This is a genomic window from Effusibacillus dendaii (genome assembly GCF_015097055.1).
Classification (GTDB): domain Bacteria; phylum Bacillota; class Bacilli; order Tumebacillales; family Effusibacillaceae; genus Effusibacillus; species Effusibacillus dendaii.
In genome coordinates this window covers 2,164,823-2,188,671 of the sequence record NZ_AP023366.1, presented here as the reverse complement: position 1 = coordinate 2,188,671, position 23,849 = coordinate 2,164,823, and the positions used below count along the sequence as shown (strand labels likewise).

At 46.3% G+C, this 23,849-nt stretch carries 25 protein-coding genes and 1 riboswitch; of the genes, 15 read left to right on the top strand and 10 right to left on the bottom strand.

Translation table 11 applies throughout. From position 1 onward, the window contains the following. Window positions 1-326 precede the first annotated feature (326 nt). Together cwlD and skT53_RS11745 are read left to right on the top strand one after the other, a co-directional pair. Window positions 327-1,049, top strand: a complete 723-nt coding sequence (gene cwlD, locus skT53_RS11750; protein WP_200757125.1) for an N-acetylmuramoyl-L-alanine amidase CwlD — start codon at window positions 327-329, stop codon at window positions 1,047-1,049. A 63-nt stretch (window positions 1,050-1,112) separates the two neighbouring features. After that, the gene (locus tag skT53_RS11745; protein WP_200757123.1) at window positions 1,113-2,210 is read left to right on the top strand and encodes an Mrp/NBP35 family ATP-binding protein; all 1,098 of its coding nucleotides are present in this window, start codon (window positions 1,113-1,115) and stop codon (window positions 2,208-2,210) included. Window positions 2,211-2,281: 71 nt separating this feature from the next. Here skT53_RS11745 and gerD read toward each other — a convergent pair whose 3' ends face one another. Beyond that, entirely contained in the window at window positions 2,282-3,016 is a 735-nt protein-coding gene (gerD, locus tag skT53_RS11740) for a spore germination lipoprotein GerD (protein ID WP_200757121.1), read from the bottom strand. Window positions 3,017-3,159: 143 nt separating this feature from the next. Here gerD and skT53_RS11735 point away from each other — a divergent pair, with 143 nt between their 5' ends. Continuing rightward, complete coding sequence (locus skT53_RS11735; RefSeq protein ID WP_200757119.1) at window positions 3,160-3,741, top strand: KinB-signaling pathway activation protein; 582 nt, start codon at window positions 3,160-3,162, stop codon at window positions 3,739-3,741. Window positions 3,742-3,744: 3 nt separating this feature from the next. On the opposite strand, the gene pdaB is transcribed toward skT53_RS11735, so the two are convergent. Next, window positions 3,745-4,515: a polysaccharide deacetylase family sporulation protein PdaB gene (pdaB, locus tag skT53_RS11730; RefSeq protein ID WP_200757117.1), complete on the bottom strand. Its 771-nt coding sequence runs from the start codon at window positions 4,513-4,515 to the stop codon at window positions 3,745-3,747. A gap of 102 nt (window positions 4,516-4,617) precedes the next feature. On the opposite strand from pdaB, the gene skT53_RS11725 reads away from it, so the two are divergent. Next, a complete protein-coding gene (locus skT53_RS11725; RefSeq protein ID WP_200757111.1) occupies window positions 4,618-5,211 on the top strand; it encodes a stage II sporulation protein M in 594 nt (197 codons plus the stop codon). Between the two features lie 40 nt (window positions 5,212-5,251). Here the strand turns inward: skT53_RS11725 and skT53_RS11720 are convergent, their stop codons facing one another. Beyond that, window positions 5,252-5,500: a hypothetical protein gene (locus skT53_RS11720; protein ID WP_226375202.1), complete on the bottom strand. Its 249-nt coding sequence runs from the start codon at window positions 5,498-5,500 to the stop codon at window positions 5,252-5,254. Window positions 5,501-5,624: 124 nt separating this feature from the next. Here skT53_RS11720 and rocF point away from each other — a divergent pair, with 124 nt between their 5' ends. From rocF to skT53_RS11690, 6 genes are all read left to right on the top strand, one after another. Next, window positions 5,625-6,524: an arginase gene (rocF, locus tag skT53_RS11715; RefSeq protein WP_200757107.1), complete on the top strand. Its 900-nt coding sequence runs from the start codon at window positions 5,625-5,627 to the stop codon at window positions 6,522-6,524. 414 nt (window positions 6,525-6,938) lie between these two features. Next, window positions 6,939-7,643: a phosphoadenylyl-sulfate reductase gene (locus skT53_RS11710; RefSeq protein WP_200760969.1), complete on the top strand. Its 705-nt coding sequence runs from the start codon at window positions 6,939-6,941 to the stop codon at window positions 7,641-7,643. A 63-nt stretch (window positions 7,644-7,706) separates the two neighbouring features. Further along, the gene (locus tag skT53_RS11705; RefSeq protein ID WP_200757104.1) at window positions 7,707-8,477 is read left to right on the top strand and encodes a sulfite exporter TauE/SafE family protein; all 771 of its coding nucleotides are present in this window, start codon (window positions 7,707-7,709) and stop codon (window positions 8,475-8,477) included. 17 nt (window positions 8,478-8,494) lie between these two features. Next, window positions 8,495-9,673: a sulfate adenylyltransferase gene (gene sat / locus skT53_RS11700; RefSeq protein WP_200757102.1), complete on the top strand. Its 1,179-nt coding sequence runs from the start codon at window positions 8,495-8,497 to the stop codon at window positions 9,671-9,673. Window positions 9,674-9,857: 184 nt separating this feature from the next. Continuing rightward, window positions 9,858-10,691 carry a diadenylate cyclase CdaA gene (cdaA, locus tag skT53_RS11695; RefSeq protein ID WP_200757100.1) on the top strand — a complete coding sequence of 278 codons (834 nt, stop codon included), beginning with the start codon at window positions 9,858-9,860 and terminating at the stop codon, window positions 10,689-10,691. Next, entirely contained in the window at window positions 10,691-11,638 is a 948-nt protein-coding gene (locus skT53_RS11690; RefSeq protein ID WP_200757098.1) for a CdaR family protein, read from the top strand. Before cdaA ends, skT53_RS11690 begins: the two co-directional genes overlap by 1 nt. Window positions 11,639-11,842: 204 nt before the next feature. Here the strand turns inward: skT53_RS11690 and skT53_RS11685 are convergent, their stop codons facing one another. From skT53_RS11685 to skT53_RS19220, 3 genes are all read right to left on the bottom strand, one after another. Beyond that, window positions 11,843-12,544: a response regulator transcription factor gene (locus tag skT53_RS11685; protein ID WP_200757096.1), complete on the bottom strand. Its 702-nt coding sequence runs from the start codon at window positions 12,542-12,544 to the stop codon at window positions 11,843-11,845. A 70-nt stretch (window positions 12,545-12,614) separates the two neighbouring features. Further along, window positions 12,615-13,019 carry a response regulator gene (locus skT53_RS11680; RefSeq protein WP_200757094.1) on the bottom strand — a complete coding sequence of 135 codons (405 nt, stop codon included), beginning with the start codon at window positions 13,017-13,019 and terminating at the stop codon, window positions 12,615-12,617. Beyond that, on the bottom strand, window positions 13,016-13,207 hold the full coding sequence (locus skT53_RS19220) for a Spo0E family sporulation regulatory protein-aspartic acid phosphatase (protein WP_200757092.1): 192 nt from the start codon (window positions 13,205-13,207) through the stop codon (window positions 13,016-13,018). Before skT53_RS19220 ends, skT53_RS11680 begins: the two co-directional genes overlap by 4 nt. 388 nt (window positions 13,208-13,595) lie before the next feature. Here skT53_RS19220 and glmM point away from each other — a divergent pair, with 388 nt between their 5' ends. The 4 genes from glmM to skT53_RS11655 all read left to right on the top strand — a co-directional run bounded on the left by glmM (window position 13,596) and on the right by skT53_RS11655 (window position 19,970). Further along, the gene (gene glmM, locus skT53_RS11670) at window positions 13,596-14,936 is read left to right on the top strand and encodes a phosphoglucosamine mutase (RefSeq protein ID WP_200757090.1); all 1,341 of its coding nucleotides are present in this window, start codon (window positions 13,596-13,598) and stop codon (window positions 14,934-14,936) included. Window positions 14,937-15,372: 436 nt separating this feature from the next. Continuing rightward, window positions 15,373-17,205 carry a glutamine--fructose-6-phosphate transaminase (isomerizing) gene (gene glmS, locus skT53_RS11665; protein WP_200757088.1) on the top strand — a complete coding sequence of 611 codons (1,833 nt, stop codon included), beginning with the start codon at window positions 15,373-15,375 and terminating at the stop codon, window positions 17,203-17,205. Window positions 17,206-18,948: 1,743 nt separating this feature from the next. Further along, window positions 18,949-19,032, top strand: a riboswitch (cyclic di-GMP riboswitch). 46 nt (window positions 19,033-19,078) lie between these two features. Next, the gene (locus skT53_RS19215; RefSeq protein WP_226375444.1) at window positions 19,079-19,285 is read left to right on the top strand and encodes a Spo0E family sporulation regulatory protein-aspartic acid phosphatase; all 207 of its coding nucleotides are present in this window, start codon (window positions 19,079-19,081) and stop codon (window positions 19,283-19,285) included. A 265-nt stretch (window positions 19,286-19,550) separates the two neighbouring features. Then, window positions 19,551-19,970 carry a hypothetical protein gene (locus tag skT53_RS11655; RefSeq protein WP_226375201.1) on the top strand — a complete coding sequence of 140 codons (420 nt, stop codon included), beginning with the start codon at window positions 19,551-19,553 and terminating at the stop codon, window positions 19,968-19,970. Window positions 19,971-20,040: 70 nt separating this feature from the next. Here the strand turns inward: skT53_RS11655 and skT53_RS11650 are convergent, their stop codons facing one another. The 4 genes from skT53_RS11650 to skT53_RS11635 all read right to left on the bottom strand — a co-directional run bounded on the left by skT53_RS11650 (window position 20,041) and on the right by skT53_RS11635 (window position 23,025). Further along, window positions 20,041-20,457 (bottom strand): type III toxin-antitoxin system ToxN/AbiQ family toxin, encoded by a 417-nt coding sequence (locus skT53_RS11650; RefSeq protein WP_264175967.1) that lies wholly within the window; start codon window positions 20,455-20,457, stop codon window positions 20,041-20,043. Window positions 20,458-21,120: 663 nt separating this feature from the next. Continuing rightward, window positions 21,121-21,528, bottom strand: coding sequence for a cupin domain-containing protein (locus tag skT53_RS11645; RefSeq protein WP_226375200.1), 408 nt, complete (start codon window positions 21,526-21,528; stop codon window positions 21,121-21,123). Between the two features lie 23 nt (window positions 21,529-21,551). Beyond that, complete coding sequence (locus skT53_RS11640) at window positions 21,552-22,415, bottom strand: aldo/keto reductase (RefSeq protein WP_200757084.1); 864 nt, start codon at window positions 22,413-22,415, stop codon at window positions 21,552-21,554. Window positions 22,416-22,593: 178 nt separating this feature from the next. Next, window positions 22,594-23,025: a carboxymuconolactone decarboxylase family protein gene (locus skT53_RS11635; protein ID WP_226375199.1), complete on the bottom strand. Its 432-nt coding sequence runs from the start codon at window positions 23,023-23,025 to the stop codon at window positions 22,594-22,596. Window positions 23,026-23,227: 202 nt separating this feature from the next. On the opposite strand from skT53_RS11635, the gene skT53_RS11630 reads away from it, so the two are divergent. Further along, complete coding sequence (locus skT53_RS11630; RefSeq protein WP_200757082.1) at window positions 23,228-23,776, top strand: TetR/AcrR family transcriptional regulator; 549 nt, start codon at window positions 23,228-23,230, stop codon at window positions 23,774-23,776. The last annotated feature ends 73 nt before the right edge of the window (window positions 23,777-23,849 follow it).

The following is a 23,849-nucleotide window of genomic DNA, read 5'->3' as shown; positions in this document are numbered from 1 at the left end:
TATTAGGGTTTTCAGCCTCATATGAAATACCTTAAAACCCTGAAATAGAAGAACGGAAAAAGTACGGACTCAAAGCGGTTCGCCGCGCTCCGCAATTCTCCAAGCATTAATTGCGATACGTCAAACAAGCTGCTACCAGACACCCGTTTGGGTGTCTTTTTTTGTTACCCGTTTTGTCCACTTTCTGTCATGGTTTTGTCCTGCTTCTTCATATATATGTGAGAGACAACTACCCAAAGGGCACAAGTCACGCTTAGGCACCATAGGTGCCAAGTCGTGCTATGCACCCAAAGGGCACAAGTCTCGCTAAGCTGAGGAGGAGGAGCATGGAAGCTTCAAAGGATTGGCGGAAGATATCTATTATCGCGGGTACATTAGCGATCTTGTTGTTCTTTGTAAATTTGATCAAATCAGACATTCCTATCACAAAATTATGGACAGAAAGTGCTTCTTTATCTGGCTACACCATCGTGGTGGATGCGGGACATGGTGGTCCGGATGGGGGGGCGGTCGCCGCAGACGGAACAATCGAAAAGACAATCAACTTAAATATAGCGAAATACTTGCGTGATTACCTGCAGCAATCCGGGGCATATGTGATTATGACCCGAGAGGACGACCGTGACCTGGCGAAACCAGAAACCAAAGGGCTTAGCAGAAGAAAAGCGGAAGATTTGCGCGCTCGCCTGATGAAGATTAAAGACAATGAAGCGGATATGTTCCTGTCGATACACCTGAATTCAAATCCGAGCGGAGGGAAGGGAGCGCAAGCTTTTTACGATTCGGATGTGCCTGCCAGCAAATTGCTGGCTCAGTCAATTCAAGCCTATTTTAAGCAGGAATTGGATTCCAAGCGTGACATTGAGCAGCAGGAAAATTTGTATTTGTTGAGGCAGGCGGGAGTACCCTCTGTGTTGGCAGAGGTCGGATTTTTATCGAATGCGCAGGAACTTGAGCTGTTAAAAAAAAGTACCTATCAGAAAAAAATTGCGTATTCACTCTACCAAGGAGTTCTGGACTATTTCAGTAACTCGGAAAATGTAAGATAAACATTTGTGCGAACCGTGATTAAAGGGTAAAATGTAAACTGTAAATTTGGAGGTGAAGGATCAGTGGTTACAGAACAACAAGTTTTGGATGCTTTGCGTAAAGTGGAGGATCCGGAAGTCCATCGGAGCATTGTGGAGTTGGACATGGTTAAACGGGTAGATATTCAAGGCAGTCACGTGAATGTGGAAATTTTGCTGACGGTTGCCGGATGCCCGCTTCGCAATAAAATCGATCAAGATGTTCGTGCGGCATTGGCGGCGGTGCCCGGAGTTGAATCATATGACGTGGTCATTGGAACGATGAATGAAGAAGAACGCAGCCGGTTTGCGGCGAAAGTAAGAGCCGGACAGGCAGATCCGCTGCAGATAGCCGGTCAGCCGGAAATCCCCGCCCTTCTCAGGGAAGATGCCAAAACGGTGTTTATAGCTGTAGCTTCTGGCAAAGGAGGAGTCGGAAAATCGACCACAACAGCCAATTTGGCGGTTGCTTTGTCTCGGTTGGGCTACCGGGTTGGTGTGATTGACGCTGACATATATGGTTTTAGCTTGCCGAATATTTTCAATCTAGGAGACAAGCGGCCAACGCTTGTCGATAAAATGATTATGCCGGTACAGCAGGACGGCATCAAGATCATGTCGATGGGATTTTTTGTTCATGAGAACAACCCGGTTGTGTGGCGTGGCCCGATGCTTGGCAAAATGCTCCGCAACTTTTTTACCGAAGCGTTTTGGGGTGATCTTGACGTAATGCTGCTTGATTTGCCGCCCGGAACGGGGGATGTAGCGTTAGATGTGCATTCTTTGCTGCCAAAAAGCAAAGAAATTATTGTTACCACACCGCAATCCAACGCTACAGAAGTAGCGGCAAGAGCAGGCACCATGGCAATTCGGACGAATCATGAGATTATAGGCGTCATTGAAAACATGTCTTATTTTGAAGTGAATGGAGAAAAACATTACATTTTTGGCCAAGGCGGCGGCGAAAAACTGGCCTGCGAATTAAATACAGAACTTCTCGGACAAATCCCGTTAACGGTAGCGACTGCTTCGGGAAGCGGTATTTTTGCAGATGGCTCGGAACAGGCACGCGTATTTGAGAAAATTGCACAAAATGTAGCTGTCAAAGCGGATATTAAAATGACGGCAACCTCCGGCGCGTAACAATAACCCCTTGAATGAGAGCAGTCCTTCGAACAGCGGAGTTCTAAAATCTCATGCAAGGGGTGTTTTTATTATTCTTCTTTTTTCTTTTTTTGTTGATCGTCTTGGCCGCCGCCGTCGCCTCCATCACTCTGTTCGGACGATCCGCCGCTTTGATTCCCTTGCTGTTGACCATCCTGCCCGCCCTGCTGTTTACCGCCTTGTTGACCGCCTGTTTTGGAAACCCCAGCACCCGAGCGAATGGCTTCTTTTACAATATCCATAAAGATCAGTTTAAACTCGGGGTTTTGCAAGGATTCGGCAAGGATTTTCATGGTTTGCTGTCGATATTCAGGTGATTCGAGTGTAGTCAGCACCAGTCTTTGATAATCGGGCGATTTCATCAAGGTTAATATGGAATTTTGGTATTCTGGGTCTTTCATTAACTGTTTGAGCATCTTTTGTTGTTCTTGTTTGGATGCTTTTACCATTGTGGCAGCGAAGTTGGGATTGGTCATCTGCGCTTCCAGGATTCGCTTCTGTGTTTGATCGTTGTTTAATGTTTTTACAATCGCGCTGGATACATCCTGTTCGGTAACGACAAGGTTCTTTTTGAAGGTGGGTTCTTTCATTATATCAGTTAGCGTGTCTCTTCCTTCTTTGGAATGAAGGATATCAAGCATCATCGATTTGGTTTGGTTGTAATCCGGTTTTTGCTGTTGGTCAGATGCCTGTGCGTTCCGATTTCCTCCCGTTGAGCATGACGTGAGGCTGCTAACGAGGAAGGTAAGCGTAACGAACATCCACACATGGCTTTTCCTTCGCATGTAGAGCCCTCCTTTCTGTGCTTGTTCATAATATGCCTAGAAGTGAAAAGGCACATGCGGTAAGGAGAAATCCAATCTATGGGTTGTGAAAATGGGTGGTTATTGATTATGATGGTTTTGTTACGTTGAGGAGGATTTTTAATATGAATTTGAAAAAGTTTTCGTTTATGGTAGTTACAACTGTATTGGTGGGAATCCTAACAGGGATGTTGAATGCAGTGACCGGCTTATTTGCCAACTTGGAACTGTTTTTTGGATTTCAGGCAGGCGGGTTTGTATCGGCCACGGCGCTGATGGGATTTTGGGCGTATCTTACACTGAATTTTATTGTACGCGGGTTCTTGCCAGTTCGCTTTTGGCGTTGGCTGCAAGTGCTGGTCATTGTAGTCGTGTATATCGACTTCGTTTATATTCGATATATTACGGAAGGCCAGAACACAGGATCGATCTGGCCGTACGTATGGTTTGCCACTTGGCCTCTGTTGGTTTCTATAATTGCAGCCTATTTTAAAGTCAAGCAGTCAGGCAAAGATTCGTTTGTACCGGCGCTGTTTTTCATGTATGTGTTCACGATTGTCGAATGGTTTGTTGCCTTAAAATCGGGTCTGACCGGACTGACCATCATGATTGGCACCATCCTGCTTGCCTGCAATACGTATTTGTTGTTGATTTTGGGGCCGTTGTTGAGAAGATCGCCGCAATCCTCTCCGCTTGCAGAAAACTGATGTCTATTCCGTTTTGGATTTGGCGTTTGTTCCTGCGATCAGTTCAGAAACAGTGACAAATTGATAACCTTTTGCGCGCAGTCCATCGATAATGCGGGGTAACGCTTCCACCGTTTGCTTGCACGAATCACTTGCATGCATCAAAATAATGTCGCCAGGGTGGGCTTTGGACAGCACACGATTTACAATGGCGTCAACACCCGGATTTTTCCAATCAAGTGAATCGGTATCCCATTGGATTGTCGTGTATCCCATGGAGTGAAGCTTTTCCAGCACCCGTTTGTTAAAATCGCCGTTCGGCGTCCGAATCAGTTTTGTCTTGACACCGGTTACGTCATAGATGGAAGCTTCCGCTTTCTTGACTTGGTCATCAATCCATTCGTTGCTGTACTCTGAAAAGTTTTTATGCAGATTGCCGTGTGATCCGATTTCAAATCCCATCGACTTAATTCGTTTGGCAATGTCGGTGTGGGTGGCTGTCCAGGGACCGGAAAGGAAGAAGGTCGCTTTTGTCAAACCTTTCTTGTCCAATACATCAAGCACGGGACCGGGCGTTTTTTCTCCCCAAGAAATGTCGAACGTGAGCGCCACGACTTTTTGATCCGTATCCACTTTGTAAATCGCGCCGGGGGAACTGGGAGTAATTGTTGGCAAGGCGCCGATTTTTCCAAAGCCGGCTTCACTGTATAAAACGCCGACAAACAGTAACATTGCGATTGCCAGGATCGCCACTCGTTTGCCTTGTTTCCATTGAAAGGACCAAATTATATTCATAAAAAAACACCTCCGTCACTACACTTTCCATATCGATACATGTCTATGCAGTAGGGACGAGGTTATGCTGGAAATGGCAAAAAGCACCCACAGGGAGGAACTATGAACGCGTTTAAGATTATGGCGCGAAATCGAGGGTTTTTTTGGTTTTCGTTTTGCTTGTTTATTATTGGATTGTTAATCGGATTGGTGTTTTTTCAGCAGCTTCATGAAAAGATGCAGCCGCTCCTTCAAAATATTGGGCAGATCGCAGCGGGAGCAAAAGGAAATCATTTGAATTTATCCCTGGCGCTGTTGAGCAACAATGTCAAAGCCTCACTTGTGTTGATTGTGTCAGGTATTTTCCTCGCTATCCTGGCGATCGGCGGTATTGTCGTAAATGGGATAATGGTCGGGTACGCCGTTTCCATGGTTGGACAAACGGCTGCCGTGCCTGCCTGGTCTCTGGTTGTGTTCGGTTTGCTGCCGCACGGGGTTTTTGAAATTCCGGCTTTCTTGTTGGCAGGTTCCATGGGAATCAAACTGGGCTATATGTGGCTTCGTCCGATGACAGGCTTTACCCGGTGGCAAAGTTTTCGTCGCGCAGTCGGAGAGACTTTGTATCTGTTTCCTGTTATATTGCTGCTGCTCGTGGTGGCAGCAGGGGTGGAGGGATTTGTAACGCCCAAGTTGTTATCCTGGTATGTAAAATCGTAACAGGGACTCGCGTTTGGGCAGAGTCCCTGTTTTTTAGCTTTTATACATCATAGATGCTCTCAACCTCTTCCGTATCAAAACGGATGATCTGTTTTTCTTGCCCTTTTGTGAAAGCGACCGCATATTCATCAAGGGTGCGGCCAACCAGTTGAATGTTGGAAATTTCGAAGGAGTCCCGTAATTTTTCCTCAATCGTGCGCAGTGAAGCGGTTTCTGACGTATCTCCCAGAATCATTTGGAGAGCCGTTAATTGCGTCCACGAAAGAAGCAGCAATTCAAAATCCATCACGTTTCATCATTCCTTTCCTTGCTAATTGTAACTTCTTGGCGATAAAGATTCCAGTTTTTCCAGCGCAAGCTGGTTTACCCGGAGAATGGCTGGGTAACCTAGAGGAGACATGGGAGGAATCGTTATGAAGAAACAAGTTTCGATTATCGGTGTACCGCTTGACCTGGGTCAGGGGCGGCGAGGGGTGGACATGGGTCCCTCAGCGATTCGATACGCCAATTTACAAGAGCGCTTGCAAAAATTGGGTTGTCAAGTAACCGACTTGGGGAATGTGGATGTGCCGACTCCTGAATCGCAGCGGGTGGAACACGAAAAGCTCAAATATTTGAAAGAAATCGTATCGGTTTCCAATCATGTGGCGGAGCGGGTCGCTGCGGAAATGCAGCAGGGGAAATTTCCCATTATACTGGGTGGCGACCATTCCATGGCAATTGGAAGCGTCGCGGGCGTTACAAAGGCAAACCGGAATATCGGTGTGATCTGGTTTGATGCGCATGCCGACATGAATACAGAGGAGACAACCCCCTCTGGGAATATCCACGGCATGCCACTCGCTGTTTCGCTAGGCATCGGACATCCGGATTTGACTGGTGTGGCCGGATTTCAGCCAAAAATCCAAGCGAAAAACGTAGTATTGGTAGGAGCACGATCCATTGATGAAGAGGAACGCCTAATTATTCGCAGGTCAGGCATTACCGTATTTACCATGCATGAAATTGACAAATTGGGCATGTCGAAAGTGATGTCGGAAGCGATTCGAATTGCTTCTGACGGGGTAAGCGGAGTGCACCTCAGTCTCGATCTGGATGCGTTTGATCCGCGAGAGGCACCGGGTGTGGGAACCCCGGTGTTAGGGGGAGTGACATACAGGGAGGGTCACTTGGCGATGGAAATGTTGGCATCGGCCGATATGGTAACTTCGGTCGATGTAGTGGAGGTCAATCCGGTGCTTGACGTGGAGAACCGGACCGCGCGGGTGGCTGTCGATATGATAGGCTCCTTGTTAGGGAAAACGGTGTTATAAGTTTGGACAATTTGAATGAGAAGCTGCCGGTGACGTCACGGCAGCTTTTTCATCGTAACGGAAAGTATATCTTTTTTATTGGAGACGTGGAATTTTGCAGCCGGACTGACCGAATCGACTGTCGGGTCGTATATTAGAAAAAACATTGAAAAAATGGAACTCCTGGCAAATGCCTGTAATATTCTATAAAGGCAGCGACAGTCGTGATTCTTGTGGGAGTTTTGTTTAACAGCTTAGAAAGTATAAAAATGAGATATTCCATCACCATTTTTATACTTTCGGCTGTCGAAAAAAGCTTCCTCTATTAGACGCCGCTTCTTCTTGAATTGCTTCGGTAGAAGCCTTTTTTATGCCAGGTTCATAAGTAAAGCTTATTCTAATCATTTGAATTACTTATCAAAAGGAGTGTAGAGAATTTTGGAAGAAAGAAAATTGGCGTTGCAACCTGAAGAAATCCATGAACTAAACAGTGAATTGGAAGATCGTTCACCGCAAGAAATTCTGGAGTATGCAGTGAACAAAATCGAAAAAATTGCATTTGCTTGCAGTTTTGGTGCGGAAGATGTGGTGATTGTCGATATGTTGTCCCGCATCAAACCGGATACGAGCGTTTTCTATCTCGATACAGACGTATTGTTTCCGGAGACGTACGACGTGCGTAACCGGATGGTTGAAAAATACAATCTGAATCTCATTGCGTACCGACCCTTGCTGACACTTGAGAAACAGGCAGAGCAGTACGGCGAATCACTCTGGCAGGTGGATCCGAATCAATGCTGCAGCCTGCGAAAAGTGGAGCCCTTGCAGCGGGCATTATGCGAATTGGATGCCTGGATCACCGGGATTCGCCGTGAACAGGCCCCGACACGGGCAAACGCAGGGGTCGTTGAGATCGATCGAAAATTTGGTTTGATCAAATGGAATCCACTTGCCAAATGGACGAACAAACAGGTGTGGGACTATATCATCGCCCACCAGGTGCCCTATAATGTCTTGCATGATAAGGGATATCCAAGCATCGGCTGCATCCATTGCACAAGAGCTGTGAAGCCGGGGGAAGATCTGCGGGCAGGCAGATGGTCGAATTTTGAAAAAACGGAATGCGGATTGCATCAATAATTGATTCCCGGCAGTTTACCGGAATTTACAAGGAGACATTGGAGAGAAGAGAGGGTGTAAAAAATGGGGCTTGAATTCCCGCTGACCGGATTTGTTGTCGGACTTTTGGTGGGCTTTACCGGAATGGGCGGGGCACTGCTGATGACTCCCATATTGGTGTTTCTGTTCGGTATATCGCCTACCCTGGCGATTGGCACGGATCTGGTCTATGCCTCGATTACCAAATTGTTCGGCGCGCTGCAACATTGGCGGCAGAGAACAATTGATTTTTATGCGGTTAAATGGCTGTCAATGGGCAGCTTGCCAGGTGCTTTGTTGGGCTCTGGTGCGGTGCTTTTGATGCGGCAGCAGATTGACACGCACCAATTGAACAGTGTGGTCGGCAAAATCCTCGGTGTCACATACCTGCTCATCGTAGCCGTGATGGTGTGGCGGATTTACAGAGGCAGATCGAGGCGGGAACAGATTTCAGCCGTATCGCAACCCTCCAGGCAAAAACTGATTGTATTAGGTTTGCTGGGCGGTTGTATTGTGGGAATGACATCTGTCGGCAGCGGCACATTGTTTATGGCCTTTCTCACGTTGATTTACCCGATCGCCAGCGCAAAGTTGGTCGGTACAGATATCGTGCAGGCTGTTTTGGTGACAGGTGCGGCAGGCCTCGCCCATCTCTCAGCGGGGAATGTGGATATGGGCCTTGTAGCGCAACTGCTGGTGGGGTCGATTCCAGGGATTTTGATTGGCAGCCGATTAACGGTCCGGATACCGGATGCAGCGGTTCGGACATTGTTGATGGTAATGCTTTTGTGGTCCGGAATGAAATTGCTGATCTGACTTAGGGGGACGGAGAATTGAAAGATTTGATTGCGCCGCATGGAGGTATTTTGGTCAACCGAATTTTGCAGGGAGAGGATCGAGAGCGAGAGTTAGCAAAGGCGGCTGGATATCCGAAAATCCAGTTGGACGCCTGGGCGTTGTCCGATTTGGAATTGATCGGTATTGGAGCGTTTTCTCCCCTGCAGGGTTTTATGGGAAAACAAGACTACGATTCGGTGTTGGAACGAATGCGATTGGCGGATGGTCAGGTATGGAGTCTGCCGGTCACATTGCCGATTACCGCTGAGCAGTCGAAATCGATAAGGATCGGGGAAAAAGCGGCACTGGTTGGCGATGACAACGTAACATACGGCGTTATGGAAGTGATCGAGATATTCCGCTATGACAAACAGTGGGAAGCGGAAAATGTATATCGAACGACCGAGTTGGAGCATCCCGGCGTCAAAAAACTGTTTTTGCGCGCTCCGTTGTATGCAGCGGGTCCGATATGGGGGCTCAATCGAAAAATCCCGGATGCATTTACGCAATATTACGCGGACCCGGCCGAGACGAGGGTGCTCTTTCGAGCAAAAGGATGGAATACGGTTGTAGGGTTCCAAACGCGCAATCCGGTACACAGAGCGCATGAATATATTCAAAAATGCGCATTGGAGGTAGTCGATGGCCTGTTTCTCAATCCGTTGGTCGGGGAAACCAAATCGGACGACATTCCGGCCGATGTACGGATGCGGAGTTATCAGGCATTGCTGGAAAACTATTATCCGAAGGAGCGGGTTAGTCTAAAGGTGTTTCCGGCTGCGATGCGGTATGCGGGGCCGCGGGAAGCCGTTTTTCACGCCATCGTGCGAAAAAATTACGGCTGCACACATTTTATTGTAGGCCGGGATCATGCAGGGGTGGGGAGCTATTACGGGACATATGACGCACAGCTCATTTTTCGCGAGTTTTCAGCAGATGAGTTAGGCATTCAACCTCTCTTTTTTGAACATAGTTTTTATTGCGCCGCATGCGGCAATATGGCTTCCGCGAAAACCTGTCCGCACGATGAGAGCAAACGGCTGACCCTATCAGGTACAAAAGTGCGCGAAAAACTTCGCAAGGGCGAGACGCTTCCGAGGGAATTTACCCGACCGGAGGTGGCCAAAATCCTCAGTGAAGGATTGCGCGAAAAACAACTGGCGGGCAGAGAATGATATGTGACAATGGGGAATTGGACCGGCGATTCATTTTGGCAGCGAGGACCATACAGTCCTGGCTGTTTCTTTTACGGGAAATCGTTGTATGGGAAGGAAAAGAAGAGATATTATCGAATCATATGGAAGAGGCAGGGAACTATAGAAAAAACGATTTATGCGAATCGAACAGTAGGTGGCAAGGTTGCAGACATTTTGGAACGTAGTCGGCCAGTTTCGGATTACCGATGCGCTTGACATAGTAATCGTGGCGTATCTGTTGTACCGCCTCATCCTGCTTATTCGGGGAACCAGGGCAGTGCAGCTGTTGAAAGGAATCATAGTGATTCTGGTTATGACGGGGATTTCGAGCTACTTGAATCTCCGTGCTTTGAATTGGATTCTGGACAAGATCATTACAATCGGCTTGTTCGCGATTCCTGTCGTGTTTCAGCCGGAACTCAGGCGCGCGTTGGAGCAGTTGGGCCGAGGCCGTTTTTTTGCAAGGGCGTTTACGCTCAACAAAGTGCAGGACAATGAGGAGGATATTCGAAAAACCATTCATGAGATTTCAAAAGCGGCGTCCGTTTTATCGAAAAACAAAATCGGAGCGCTGCTGATCATTGAACGGGAAACGGGCATCAGTGACATTATGGAGACGGGGGTTCCGATTGGCGCGGTCGTGACATCAGAACTTTTGATTAATATTTTCATTCCGAACACTCCGCTGCATGATGGAGCGGTTGTCATTCGTGAAAATCAGATTGTCACAGCCAATACGTTTTTGCCGCTTTCCGATAATCCGGATTTGTCCCAGGAGTTAGGCACGAGACACCGGGCTGCCCTTGGCATCACGGAAAATTCGGATGCGGTTGGAGTGGTGGTATCGGAAGAACGAGGATACATATCGTTGACACTGAACGGAACCATTACGCAAAATATTGACGAACAGACATTGCGTCAGCTGCTGACCAGTTATCTGATGCCTGAAAAAGCAAACGCGTTTTCGCTTTTTGGACGAAAAACGGGGGAACAGTAATGGATTCATTGTTGCGCAACAACAATCTGGTTCGTGTGATCGCGTTCATATTAGCCGTGATACTGTGGCTTGTTGTACGCGCGGGCTCGGAAGGACCGGGGCAGACCACGATTATTGACCGAGTGACGGAAAGCATTTCCGGTACGGCAGACGTACTGGTTGATTCGAATCGCGTGTCGTTGGTCGGCAACCCGCCGGAAGTGACCGTCAATATTCAGGGGGAGCGATTGGCGGTTTGGCAGGCCAAGATGCAGGTCAATAAGATTAAATTCGTGGTAGACGCGCGAGGGATGGGGGAAGGCGTACATGAAGTTCCTCTCCGTATTGAAGGGCTTCCCTCCGATGTGACAGCAGAAGCCAAGACCGTGTCGATCCGGTTGGAACCGAACTTGACAAGGACGTTCCCTGTGCAATTGGTGATTGATGGAGTGGATCCTGCCGTCTTACGCGATATTCGTACAAATCCGTTGGATATCACAGTATTTGGCCCGGCATCGTTACTGGATCAGGTACAAAAGATACAGGCACGGGTTCCCAACAAGATTCTGGACGCGCCTGGCTCGGAACAAACAGTAATCGTATACGCAGTGAACGCTCAAGGAAAGCCGGTTAATTTGACGCTTCAACCGAAAACGGTTGACCTCGTCTATCAGCCTGCTGTGCAACGGAAAACATTCAGCAATCTGCAGCCAACTGTGAAAGGCTTGGCGAATGGAGAGCAGATTGTGTTGCCGACTGGCGGTCTATCGGTGACGTTAGAGGGATACGGGGTTTCCCTGATCAAAGTCAATCCGGCAGACATCCGAATCACGATCGACGTAACCGGTTTGGCACCTGGCAAATACGAACGGGAAGCGACTGTTGAGGTGCCGCCAACCGTAAAATTGGCAGACCCACAGCCATTCCGAGTGCCTATTACAATCACGGCATCGCCTAAAACTCAATAAGCGACGAAAACGAAGAAACGCCCAATCATTTGGGCGTTTCTTTACTAAATCCTACCCCCCAACGCAAAACCGCATACTTGCGATTTCCGGTGGGCGTTGCGAAAAAAATCATCCGTGGGGGATGTCAGTATCAGTATAGTACAGTGGTGTAACAATCGTGTGACAAACGTGTAACAATCCTGTAACAAAAATCATGAACTTCTTTTACACGATTAAACGGTAGCCAAATCCAGGGACCGCTTCAATAACGTCTTCGCCTGTAACCGACTTGATTTTTTTGCGGAGTCGGCTGATGCAGGCGTCGACTGCCCTTGTTTCAATCTCCACATTGTTAATGCCCCAGATTTTATCCAGAATCGTGTCTCGCGAGAGAACCTTCCCTTTTTCGTCAAGCAACAATTGCAGCAGCTGGAATTCTTTTTGCGTCAAAGACAGTTCCTTCGAGCCAATAAAGACGCGGTGCCGTTCAGATTCCATCAGGATAAAGGAGGAGGGATCGACTGTGTCAGCTGTTTCCGGTTGGGTGCTTGTGGGAGCGGTCTCAAAACGGCGTAAAATGGCCTGTACCCGCGCCACTAATTCAGCCACGCTGAAAGGTTTCACCACATAATCATCCGCCCCCGAATTAAAGGAGGAAATCTTTTCCACATCGGAATTTTTGCCGGATACCATCATAATCGGGACATTTGTATGTTCTCTGATCATCTGTACAAGTTGGATGCCGTTGAAGTCGGGCAGTTCAATATCCAGTATAATCAACGAAGGCTGCACCTGTCTGATAAGATCAGGCACCTTTTCTCCCGATTCCGAACAAACCACCTGATACCCCGCGTTTGTCAAAACAATCTCCAGCAACCGAAGAATGGAAGGATCATCATCTACGATAAGGATCTGTGCATCTACCAAGGACAACCACCTTGTCGAGTGAAATATGTTCTATGGGTTAATATTCCACGCCCGAACTTGAATCCCCTTTTTATTCGGCGGGCAATTTCAATAAACGATTCACTTTTTCAATCAAAATTTGATGATCCATCAAGGGTTTCGGAATGTAATCGTCTGCCCCCACTTCTTCTACAATGCGCTCCGCATTATCGGTCATCAGATGGGCGGACGCCAGAATAACCGGAATCGAATGGGCTGCCGGATCTTGTTTCAGCAAGCGCGTAATCTCAAGACCATTCATCGGTTTGCCCCCGAGTTCACTGCTCGTCAGCGAAATGTCCATGATAACCAGATCGACGCTGCCTGAGCGTGACAACGTTAAAATTTCGTCTACCGATTCAGAGATGATCACATTATGATTGCCTAGTCGCGTAAGAACAATTTGCATCAACTTGGCGCTAAGAATGTCATCCTCCACTAACAGTATGTTTTTCAAAATCTACCCCTCCCTGTTGATGGTAATGAGTCTGACTGCGGAAAAGTCAGACGGGTCAGCTGGAGTTGTTCCCGTAATAATCGTGTCAGCAACTGGTCAAGCTCTTGACTTTTACTGATAACTTCAGGGTGCAGCAAATCACCGTGCCGCATTGCCGTTTGAATCAAGTTTTCGCGGAGATCTTCCACCAGCGATCAATTGCCCTTTTTTGTCTGTTTACTTCTCACTCCTGTATTCACTCCTTCGGTCTGATACGAAGCAGGCTAACAGGCTCCCTATACATTATCATAAAGAGTCGATGTAACAGAACAATGATAAGTGTGTAACAAATGTGTAACAAAATGGATTATTTGAGTATGGACAGTCAAGTTGTTCCCTTTATCTAACAAACGCTGGATTAGTCGAAAGGAAATGCCTGAAATATTTATCGTTTTAAAATTACAACAAAAAACATAAATTCCTTTTATGTTTTTTGAGAGTCAATTGATCATCTACTGGTGAATCCTAGTTATTGCAGGAATTGCAGTTCTATGGGAGAATGTGCATAGAATTCTAGCACAAAGGGGCAATCGGAATTTGGGACGTTTGTTTGGGACGGATGGCGTACGTGGAGTGGCCAATACGGAATTGACTGCGGAAATTGCCTACCGGTTGGGGCGGGCAGGTGCCTATGTTTTAACGAGAGGAAAACAAAACGCGAAACTCATCGTCGGTAAAGATACGAGAATTTCAGGTGATATGTTGGAAGCCGCGCTGTTGGCCGGGATTTTGTCGGTGGGTGTGGATGCGGTTCGCGTTGGAGTGATCTCGACGCCCGGGGTCGCCTATCTGACAAGGGCGCTGCAGGCTGACGCAGGTGTGATGATCTCCGCATCGCATAATCCGGTGGCGGATAACGGAATCAAATTTTTCGGCGGTGACGGATTTAAACTGTTAGATCAGACAGAAGACGAGATTGAATCGCTGCTGCAAGGCGAAGATCAGATGCCAAGACCGATCGCGGGCGACATCGGTCGCGTTGCAGAGCGTTTGGATGGAATTTCGCTGTATGCCGATTATTTGCAGACCACTGTTGACAATCGGTTCGAGGGGCTAAAAGTCGTATTGGACTGCGGCAATGGAGCTGCCTATCAGGTAGCGCCGCAGGTGTTCCGCCAATTAGGCGCCGAAGTGGTGGTTGTGCATGCGGAGCCTAACGGGGTCAACATCAACGTAAAATGTGGCTCGACATATCCGGAAGTGGTGCGTGAAGCGGTGCTGGCGCACAAGGCGGATGTCGGACTTTCATTTGACGGGGACGCGGATCGCCTGATCGCGGTTGATGAAAAAGGGCAGTTGGTGGACGGCGACTATATTATGGCGATTTTGGGGCGTTCCTTGAAAGCGTCGGGCGAGTTGGCGCATGATACGGTAGTTACGACCGTTATGAGCAACGTCGGATTTGTCAAAGCGGCGAAAGAAATGGGAATTCAACTGGTACGGACGGCAGTAGGCGACCGCTATGTAATGGAAGCGATGCGGAAAGGCGGATACCAGTTGGGCGGCGAGCAGTCCGGCCATATTATCCTGCTAAAGCATAACACGACAGGTGATGGGATTTTAAGTGCGGTTCAATTGGTTAATGCGATGGTTGCGGAAGCGAAACCGTTGTCCGAACTGCGGAGCGTCATGCAGAGCTTTCCGCAGGCGTTGGTCAATGTCAGAGTGGGCAGCAAAGACGGTTGGGAACAAAATAAAGCAATACAACAAGTGATTCGGGAAGTCGAGGCGGAGATGGGCGACGATGGCCGTGTATTGGTGCGTCCTTCCGGTACCGAGCCGTTAATCCGTGTAATGGCCGAGGGGCCAAATGAACAAACGGTGCAGGAATATGTCGATAGAATCGCGAATGTAGTGCGTAAGGAGCTTGGAAAGTGAAGGGGCTGCAAGCTCCTTCTTTGCTTCCGTTGGGGTTTCACAAGTTCTAACATCATTTCGTATGTCTGCGGAGCGCATATTTGGTCGAACCGGAATAGGATGGGGTAATCAGGAAAGGGAGGTGATGGTATCGAGGACGGCGTGAATTTTTTCCAAAGGTAATGAAGCGCCTGGACTGCAACGGTGGGTTGCAGTTGACGCGGAGGAGGTTAGCGAACCATTCGGCGGGTGCCTCCCGGCAGACAATCCCTCTGCCGTAAAGAGAAGTTTCAAATCCGATGGGTGACTGTCGGGACAAGAGCAGCTCAAGGGTAAATAGGGAGCTGTCTGCACGGTCTTTTCCCTTATGGAGAGACCAGGCAGTTTTCTCGATTGAAAACCGCTTTTTGCGAAAAGCGGTAGATTTCGTATGCTCATTTTCAGGAGGTTTGTTTCCATGTGTGGAATTGTAGGATATATCGGGTATCGACAAGCCCAAGACGTTTTGATTCATGGTCTTAGCAAACTGGAATATCGCGGGTACGATTCGGCAGGTATTGCGGTCTATGATAACGGTGTGATTCGTCTGCAAAAATCAGTCGGCCGCTTGGCAACATTGGAAGAACGGGTGAAAGGGGAGGCGGTATTGGCTGGTATGCAGGGGATCGGGCATACCCGTTGGGCGACGCATGGCCGTCCGTCCGATGCTAACGCGCACCCGCACGCCGATGAGCAGGGCCGTTTTGTTGTGGTGCATAACGGCATTATCGAGAACTATTTGGAACTGCGGGAGAAACTTACGGAAAAAGGCCATATTTTTCAATCGCAAACCGATACGGAAGTGGTTGTTCATCTGGTGGAAGAAATGTACAACGGGGATTTGTTCCAAACGGTTGTACAAGTGCTGAAACAAATTCACGGAGCATTTGCGCTGGCTATTATGGCAAAGGATGAACCGGGAAAATTGATTGCGGTGAGGAAGCAAAGTCCGCTGGTGATTGGTCTGGGTGAAGGAGAGAATTTTATCGCATCCGACATTCCGGCAATCTTAGAGTATACCCGTTCGACCTATATAATGGACGATGGGGAGATTGCGGTTCTGACGGCGGACGGAGTGGAATGTTTTACATTTGAAGGCAACCCGATCACAAAAGAAGTATTCAACGTCACATGGGATGCGCTGGCGGCCGAAAAAGGCGGCTATGAGCATTTCATGCTGAAAGAAATCCATGAACAGCCGCGTGCGATCCGCGACACTTTGAGCGGGCGCATTTCGGAGGATGGCCAGCGGGTTGTGTTGAAAGAACTGAATTGGACGACCGAACAGGCGGCATCGATTGAACGGATTCATATTGTGGCCTGCGGCACGTCATGGCACGCAGGCCTGGTCGGCAAAGCGGCAATTGAAAAATTGACTCGCATCCCGGTGGATGTGGAGATTGCTTCCGAATATCGGTATCGGGATCCGATCGTACCGGATAACACTTTAATTATTGTCATTTCGCAGTCGGGTGAAACGGCGGATACACTGGCAGCGCTGCGGGAATCGAAACAGCGTGGAGCTCGTGTGCTGGCGATCACCAACGTGCTTGGCTCCTCTGCCAACCGGGAAGCTGATTATACGATGATTACCATGGCCGGGCCTGAGATTGCGGTCGCATCGACCAAAGCGTATACGACGCAGGTGGTGGTCCTCTATCTGTTTGCCTGCTATTTGGCGCAGCAGCGCGGTTCCATTGGGGCATCACAGGTGCCGGAGATTTTGCAAGCGTTGAAGGGGCTTCCGGAATTGGCGGAAAGAGTGCTGGAAACCGCACCGTCCCTCCGTCAGTTCGCGGAGAAATACAAGGACAAGGAAGACGCATTTTTCATCGGTCGCGGCGTGGATTATGCAGTCGCGCTGGAAGGTTCACTTAAGCTGAAGGAGATCTCCTACATTCATGCCGAAGCGTATGCGGCGGGGGAACTGAAGCATGGAACTCTGGCGCTGATCACGGAAGGGATTCCGGTGATCGCGCTGGTGACGCAGGACGATCTGTATGAAAAAACAGTATCGAACATCGTCGAGGTCAAAGCGCGCGACGCGTACGTGCTTACACTCGCTTGGCAGGGAGATGGAGAGATCGGCAAGTATGCCGACGAGGTGATCACCGTGCCGCGCACCATGCCGTTCCTCGCACCGGTGCTGTCGGTGATTCCTTTGCAACTGCTCGCGTACTACGCTTCGGTGGCAAGAGGCAACGATGTAGATAAACCAAGAAATCTGGCGAAAAGCGTGACGGTGGAGTGAGGGAAGGCATATTGAATACTTGTTTGTACATCTCTTAATATGTTTGCCCAAAGCCTAAAAAGTCTGCTTAAAGCTTAATATGTTTGCCTACGAGCCGAGCGAAAATCAGGTATCCACTCCTGTTTTTCCTCGGCTTTCTTTTTCCAGAGCAAATGGGACGCAAGTCCCGCTTCCCTTGATAAATCAGGCATTTCCCCGATTTTTTCCTCTGATGATCTTTCTCCAAGCCTCATTCTTTCCCTATGTTTTTCCCGATTATCACTGTCCTCACGGGCAAATGTACATCTCTTAATATGTTTGCCCAAAGCCTAAAAAGTCTGCTTAAAGCTTAATATGTTTGCCTACGAGCCGAGCGAAAATCAGGTATCCACTCCTGTTTTTCCTCGGCTTTCTTTTTCCAGAGCAAATGGGACGCAAGTCCCGCTTCCCTTGATAAATCAGGCATTTCCCCGATTTTTTCCTCTGATGATCTTTCTCCAAGCCTCATTCTTTCCCTATGTTTTTCCCGATTATCACTGTCCTCACGGGCAAACTATATTTGCTATTTTTCACTTCGTTTTTCAGAAGTCTCCTCTGGTTTTTACTCTGATTTGCATGCAGACTTTTACTGGTTTAGAGTGATAAAGTGAAACAGATGAAAGAGCGGGAAAAGCCTTGATACGATTTGGTTTGTGGAGAGGAGCGGGTGGGGGAGGTTTTGGGCAGACTTTTTTTGCGATGCACACCTGTATTTCCTCGGCTCTTTTCTTAAATCAGGTGAGAGGATTTATTGGGAGGGGAGACGAAGAAAATCCTTGTGGTACAAAGGATTCAAACGTTTTTCTCCTGTTTTTTCTCGATCATTTCCTCCGATTATCTGTTGCCCTATCCCGAATCTGTTTCCCTGCCTTTCCCCCTGCTCTTAGTTCGACTTTAATTGCTTTTTTGACCCCGTTTTTTCACGTCGTAATCCCTGTTTTTCCCAGAACCCTATGACGACTATAATTACATTGGTAATTTTTGGTATATGGTGTGGAGAGGCGGAGAAGCCTTGTGGCTGTAGGAGCGAGAGTGGATGGGGAAAGGTGACATGGGCGAGACGACTTTATTTTCGGTGCATACTTGTGTAAAAAGCAGTTTTAGATTGCCCACAGCCTAAAAAGTTTGCCTAAAGCTTAATATGTTTGCCTACGAGCTGAGCGAAATTTGGGGATCTACTCCTGTTTCTGCCTCGGCTATTTTCTTCATTTTCTAACATCTGATTTTCCCTTACCTTACGTGACTTTCCAATGCTCAAACCAGCTCAAACATGTTTGCCATATCTGAACTCTTGATTTTTACATACAATGGTAGAGTAGATAGAAGAACTGATGAGAAGCGGAGGGAGGGGATCAAGATTGTACGGGCATCAATTTTACATGGCTCCAGTCACGAAAAGAGTGGAGTATTTGAATGATCAATTGAAGGGAAAAACGCTGTAGGAAGTAGCCGACAGCCATTTTCTTGATATGGAGGACATCTAGGCAGAATTGAGCCGAGATGGTTTTTACTTTGTGCCTGACTTGAATCAATTTATTCCAATCGATCATGGAAATGTCGCATAATAAACGAAAAGGTCATAGAATGGGGATCCATTTATGACCATTACATAAACAACTGATAGGATTGTCAATCGGTTGCTATTCAATGTTTTTTGAAAATATTGAAAATGGTCGGGGGAAATAGTATATTTATGTCAATACAACTAAATAACCAAATCGCATCGTGTGAAAAAGGCAAAGCAACTGAAAAGTTGTGACGCAAAGCTACAGGGGCTAAGGTTTTATGCTATGTCAGCCAGCTACCGAAACTCCAACCTATTAAGGGGGAATGTGATTTGGAAAGTCGCGTTCACATGCGTTTAGATGCAGAAATTACGATGCTGAAGAAACGATTGATTCGTGTGAGTCAAGATGTGGATTGTTTAACTCACCCATATATGCTAAAAATAAGCCAAATGTTAGACGTGCGATTGAATGAGATCGAACGTATAAAAAAAAGTGCCGTTTTAGGGAGTTGTTGCCGCCAATGTAGGCGGTTTTTCATTTTCTTGAATGACTGAAAATGCTTGTGCGGCATGGGTTTAAGGTAGGTGAGAGTGTAAGGAATGAATCGACAAAATTCAAGGATTAGAAGGGATACACATAACCCTCTTAAAAACTCAAGAGGGCTTAACGGATCGGGAAATCACCAACGCCATATTAGGAGTAAATGAGCCGCAACAGGCGGTAAACCAGGCATGCAGGTCATTGGAGACAAAACAAATCATTAAACGTATTCGGCGAAAAGATGGTAAGCTGGGAAATTATTTATGCTCGGAGGGTATCTTGGTAGAACCAGTAACTCATCAAGAAAATGTGCGAGATAATGAATTGTCATCCGTCTTTTCTGAAGACAATATCAAACAATTCCTAAAGGAATTCCTCCATTCAAACGGTTGGGAAACGCAGATTGCATGGGGAAAAACTCCTGGAATTGACATAAATGCAATAAGAGGAACGGAACGTTGGATTATTGAGGTAAAAGGCTTGGGGACTTCTAATCCAATGAACGTAAACTATTTCTTAGGGGTCTTGGCTGAAACACTTCAGAGAATGGATGACCCAACTGCAAAGTACAGTATAGCGTTACCCGATGTTAAACAGTTCCGAAATCTTTGGAGTAGACTTCCTTTATTAGCTAAGAAACGGACGGGTATTACTGCTTTATTTATAGATGAACAAGGCACAATTGACGAAAGTGAATAAAATTCCTGACAGATGGCAAGTCATCAAATAATCGCACATAACAAAAGAAAGGGGAAATTCTCTTGGTTGATTAATTTTCTTCTTCACTATTGGTAGATGCTACTTCTTCCGCTGTGATAGGCGATACTATGCCAAATTGCAAGGACATCTGTTCTAATAAAGAAAAATAACAACAGCGGTTATTCAGCTTTGGTTGTTTTTTGCTCTTTACGATTTGATACAATCGCTTGGCTTTTTTCTTGACCAATCCCTCATTTGCTCGGATAAATAGCATTTGTTTTGTCAGCAATTGACGATACTGCTGGTCGGGTTCACTCGCTATATCAATGGGTATAATGACAGACGGAAGAACGGGGATCATGTTGTTCAAATTAATGACCCCTAATTTTCCATCATCAATTTTGATAATATCTGGTGCTTTGTCAGAAATATGTTGATGTTTAGGTTTTGGAGAAGATAAGGGAGCACAATAGGAATGACCATCCACCTCAAGTATGATTCCTACAAACTTTCGATTTTGAGTAGGGTCTTTACTAATTTGTCAAACCGACGCAAATAGTCTAAGTACACTGATTGAACTCCGCATATCTTGATCGATTTACTCATCTTTATTCTCCCAAAAACGAAGGGTAGCGTTTTTCTCGCTACCCTTGACACACTTTTTTCGTTCCTCACTTATACGGTAGAGGATCTCCGGCTTTTTCGAGAAAACAATTGATTTTCTCAGTTACTATTCTAAGGGAATCGTTGAAATCAATCAAGAATACATTTGCACATGTATTCAATCAGCTCTCAAAGACACCTCGTTATACTATACGCAGTGCATTCAGTGTGAATGCAAAGTATAACGGACATTTTTAATGGTGGCATCCCGATGAAAATATCCCAATGGTCCAAGGAGAATTTACGCTGCCGAGCGAAATTCAGTGGTCCATTCCTGTTTTTCCTCGGTTCTTTTCTCCGATTCATCAGGGTCGCAAGGCGTGAAACTCCCAATCAGGGCTTAATGAAGTTCCGCAGTAGGAATCGCGAAAGCGGTTTTACAAATGGTCATTCCAAAGTATTATTCCTTTCTATAAGAACACCCCATAATGCTTAGGATTGATATAGAAAAAGCCCTGTTAAACAGGGCAATTCTTATCATCAATCATTATTTCAACTTGTTATATTCTTCATCTGATACTGGTTCCAACCATTCCGGCGTACCTGCAGTAATGGCAATGTGTTCAAACCAGCTGTCTTTTGTTGCACCATGCCAGTGTTTCACACCATCGTGAGTAACAATAACATCGCCGGCTTTTAAAAATTGAGCAGGTTTTCCTTCTTCTTGGTACCAACCTTCTCCGCCAGTTACTAATAAAATTTGAAATCCATTACGGTGAATATGCCAGTTATTTCTGCAACCTGGTTCAAAGGTCACATTTCCGACACCAACACTTACTTTAGGATCAGCAACTAATGTTTTAAGATAACTTTGTCCCACAAAAAATTGTGAATATGGATTTTTTTCGCCCGCCGGGAAAATAACGCCATGTTTGACTTCCTCATGTTTTGCCACTTTCATTCCTCCATATGACCTGTTTATTTTAATTTCCCGCCAAACACCGGGAAGAAGCTATGCTCACCATAATCCGGGATTCGCTCGACATCCTTCAAAGTCTCCATATCTTCATCGCTGATAACAAAATCAAGCTCTGCATTGTTTCTCATATGATCCGGATTTGCCGTCTTGGGAATGACGACAAGACCAAGCTGGAGATCATAACGCAGGCAAAGCTGAGCAACCGATACTCCATACTTATCGGCGATTGCCTTAATCTCTGCATTGTCAAGAATTGCACCATGTGCAATGGGCGAATATGCCTCTACCAGGATGCCATTCTTCTGGCAGAATTCAATGAGTTCCAAAGGAGTATTGCTCACGTGTGCCAATATCTGATTTACCATAGGCTTGATCTCACAGCCTGCAATAATATTCTCGATATCATCCTGAAGGAAGTTAGAAAGACCGATTGCCTTTACTTTGCCTGTCTTATAAGCATCCTCCATTGCTTTCCATACTTCTTTGTTTTCCTCGAAGTATCGGTTTTCCCCACGGAACTCCTTCCAAGGCTGTGGGCTGTGGATAATCAGAAGGTCAATGTAATCCAGTCCCAATTTTGCTAAAGACTCATCAATGGACTGCGTAACTGCATCATAGTTTTTCAATTCTGCGGCAACCTTTGTCGTAATGAAAAGTTCTTCTCTTGCGACACCGCAGGAACGGATTCCTTCGCCTACACCAGCTTCATTCATATAAGCCTGAGCAGTATCAAAATGGCGATATCCGATCGATACCGCGTCACGCACTGCCTGTGCCGCCTGTGCATCGTCCAACAGCCAAGTACCAAGACCTAATTTTGGAATCTCTACATCATTTGATAATTTGAAAGTTTCGTTAAACATGCTTTTGTCTCCTTTACATGGTTATATTTCTCATTAGGAATTCCTTCATGCTTGACTCTCCAGCGTTTACTGTATCCTTAACAGTTTGAACAATCTTATCAGTAAGTTTTTTCTTTTGTTCTTCAGTTCAGCCGGGTAAAAGTTTTACAAGAATCTGTGGCATCCTCGTTCTCTTTTCTTACTTTTCAGGAAAAATTTCATTAATGCAAGCTAATGCATTCAGTGTTCTCGGAAAGCCCATATAGGGGAGGCAGTGGGTGATGGCGGTGATCAATGTTTCCTTGTCATTGCCCACATTCTTGTTACCTTGCACATGTGCCTTCACTTGCCTCTCAGCACCCCCCAGGCTACTCACGATACAGAAAGTCAGCAACTCCCGTGTCTTTAAATCGAGACCGGAGCGGGTGTAGAAGTCTCCAAAACAAAAAGAGGCAAGATAATCCTGAATATGCTCTTGATTAGCGGGAGCTGCCTTCCTCATTCTTTCAATGACATCACCAAAAATCTTCACCTGCACGGCAAATCCTTTGTTAAACCGCGTATTTTCTTCAACCTGTGTTTGGCTTTCAATCGGAAGCGGGATATCGTTTGCTTTGAAAACCTCATTCACTTCATGAATGGCGTATAATGTTTTCGGGAATCCAATGTAGGGAGCACCTCCCAAAAATCAATATTGATTGATTTATCAACATCTGTTTATAATTATAAAAAGAAACAGAACGCTTTCAATGGTTAAATGAACGCAATTTGTTGACTATTCAACAAATCAATTGAAATTGTTGATTATCTATAGAAAGATTGGTGAGATTCAAATGTCTAAAGTAGATCGAAGAATAGCCAAAAGCCAAGAAGCGATAAAAAATGCCGTAACTGAACTGATGTCTGAAAAAAATTTTGACGACATTACGATTCAGGATATTGCAGACAGAGCAAATGTTAATCGAGGAACCATCTATCTTCATTACACGGATAAATATGATCTGCTGGATAAGATGATTGAAGAACATATAAACAATCTCCGGGAACTTTGCCGATCCGCTTCTGAAATGACGTTTCAAGAAGGAAATTACGTATGGTTCGAATACTTTGAACGTCATTATTTATTTTTTTCAACCATGTTGGCAAGTAAAGGGGCTCCTTCTTTTCGCAGTCGGTTTCTTGATTTAGTCATCGAAGAGTATAAAGCTGAAGTGGATATAACAAAAGGAAAAAATGGCGGTTTTCATGAAGATGTGATTCTTCAATTTTTTGGCTCGGCGATCGTAGGTGTAGTGGAATGGTGGTTCAAAAATGGAATGCCTTTGCCGGCTCGTGTCATAGCAGAACAAACGGGGGCGTTATTAGATAGGAATTTAGAGTAAAAGAAATGATTGCCTTAGATTGCGAAAAGACTTCATTGATGAAATGTAATCCTGTAAATAGTTGTGGGCTGTC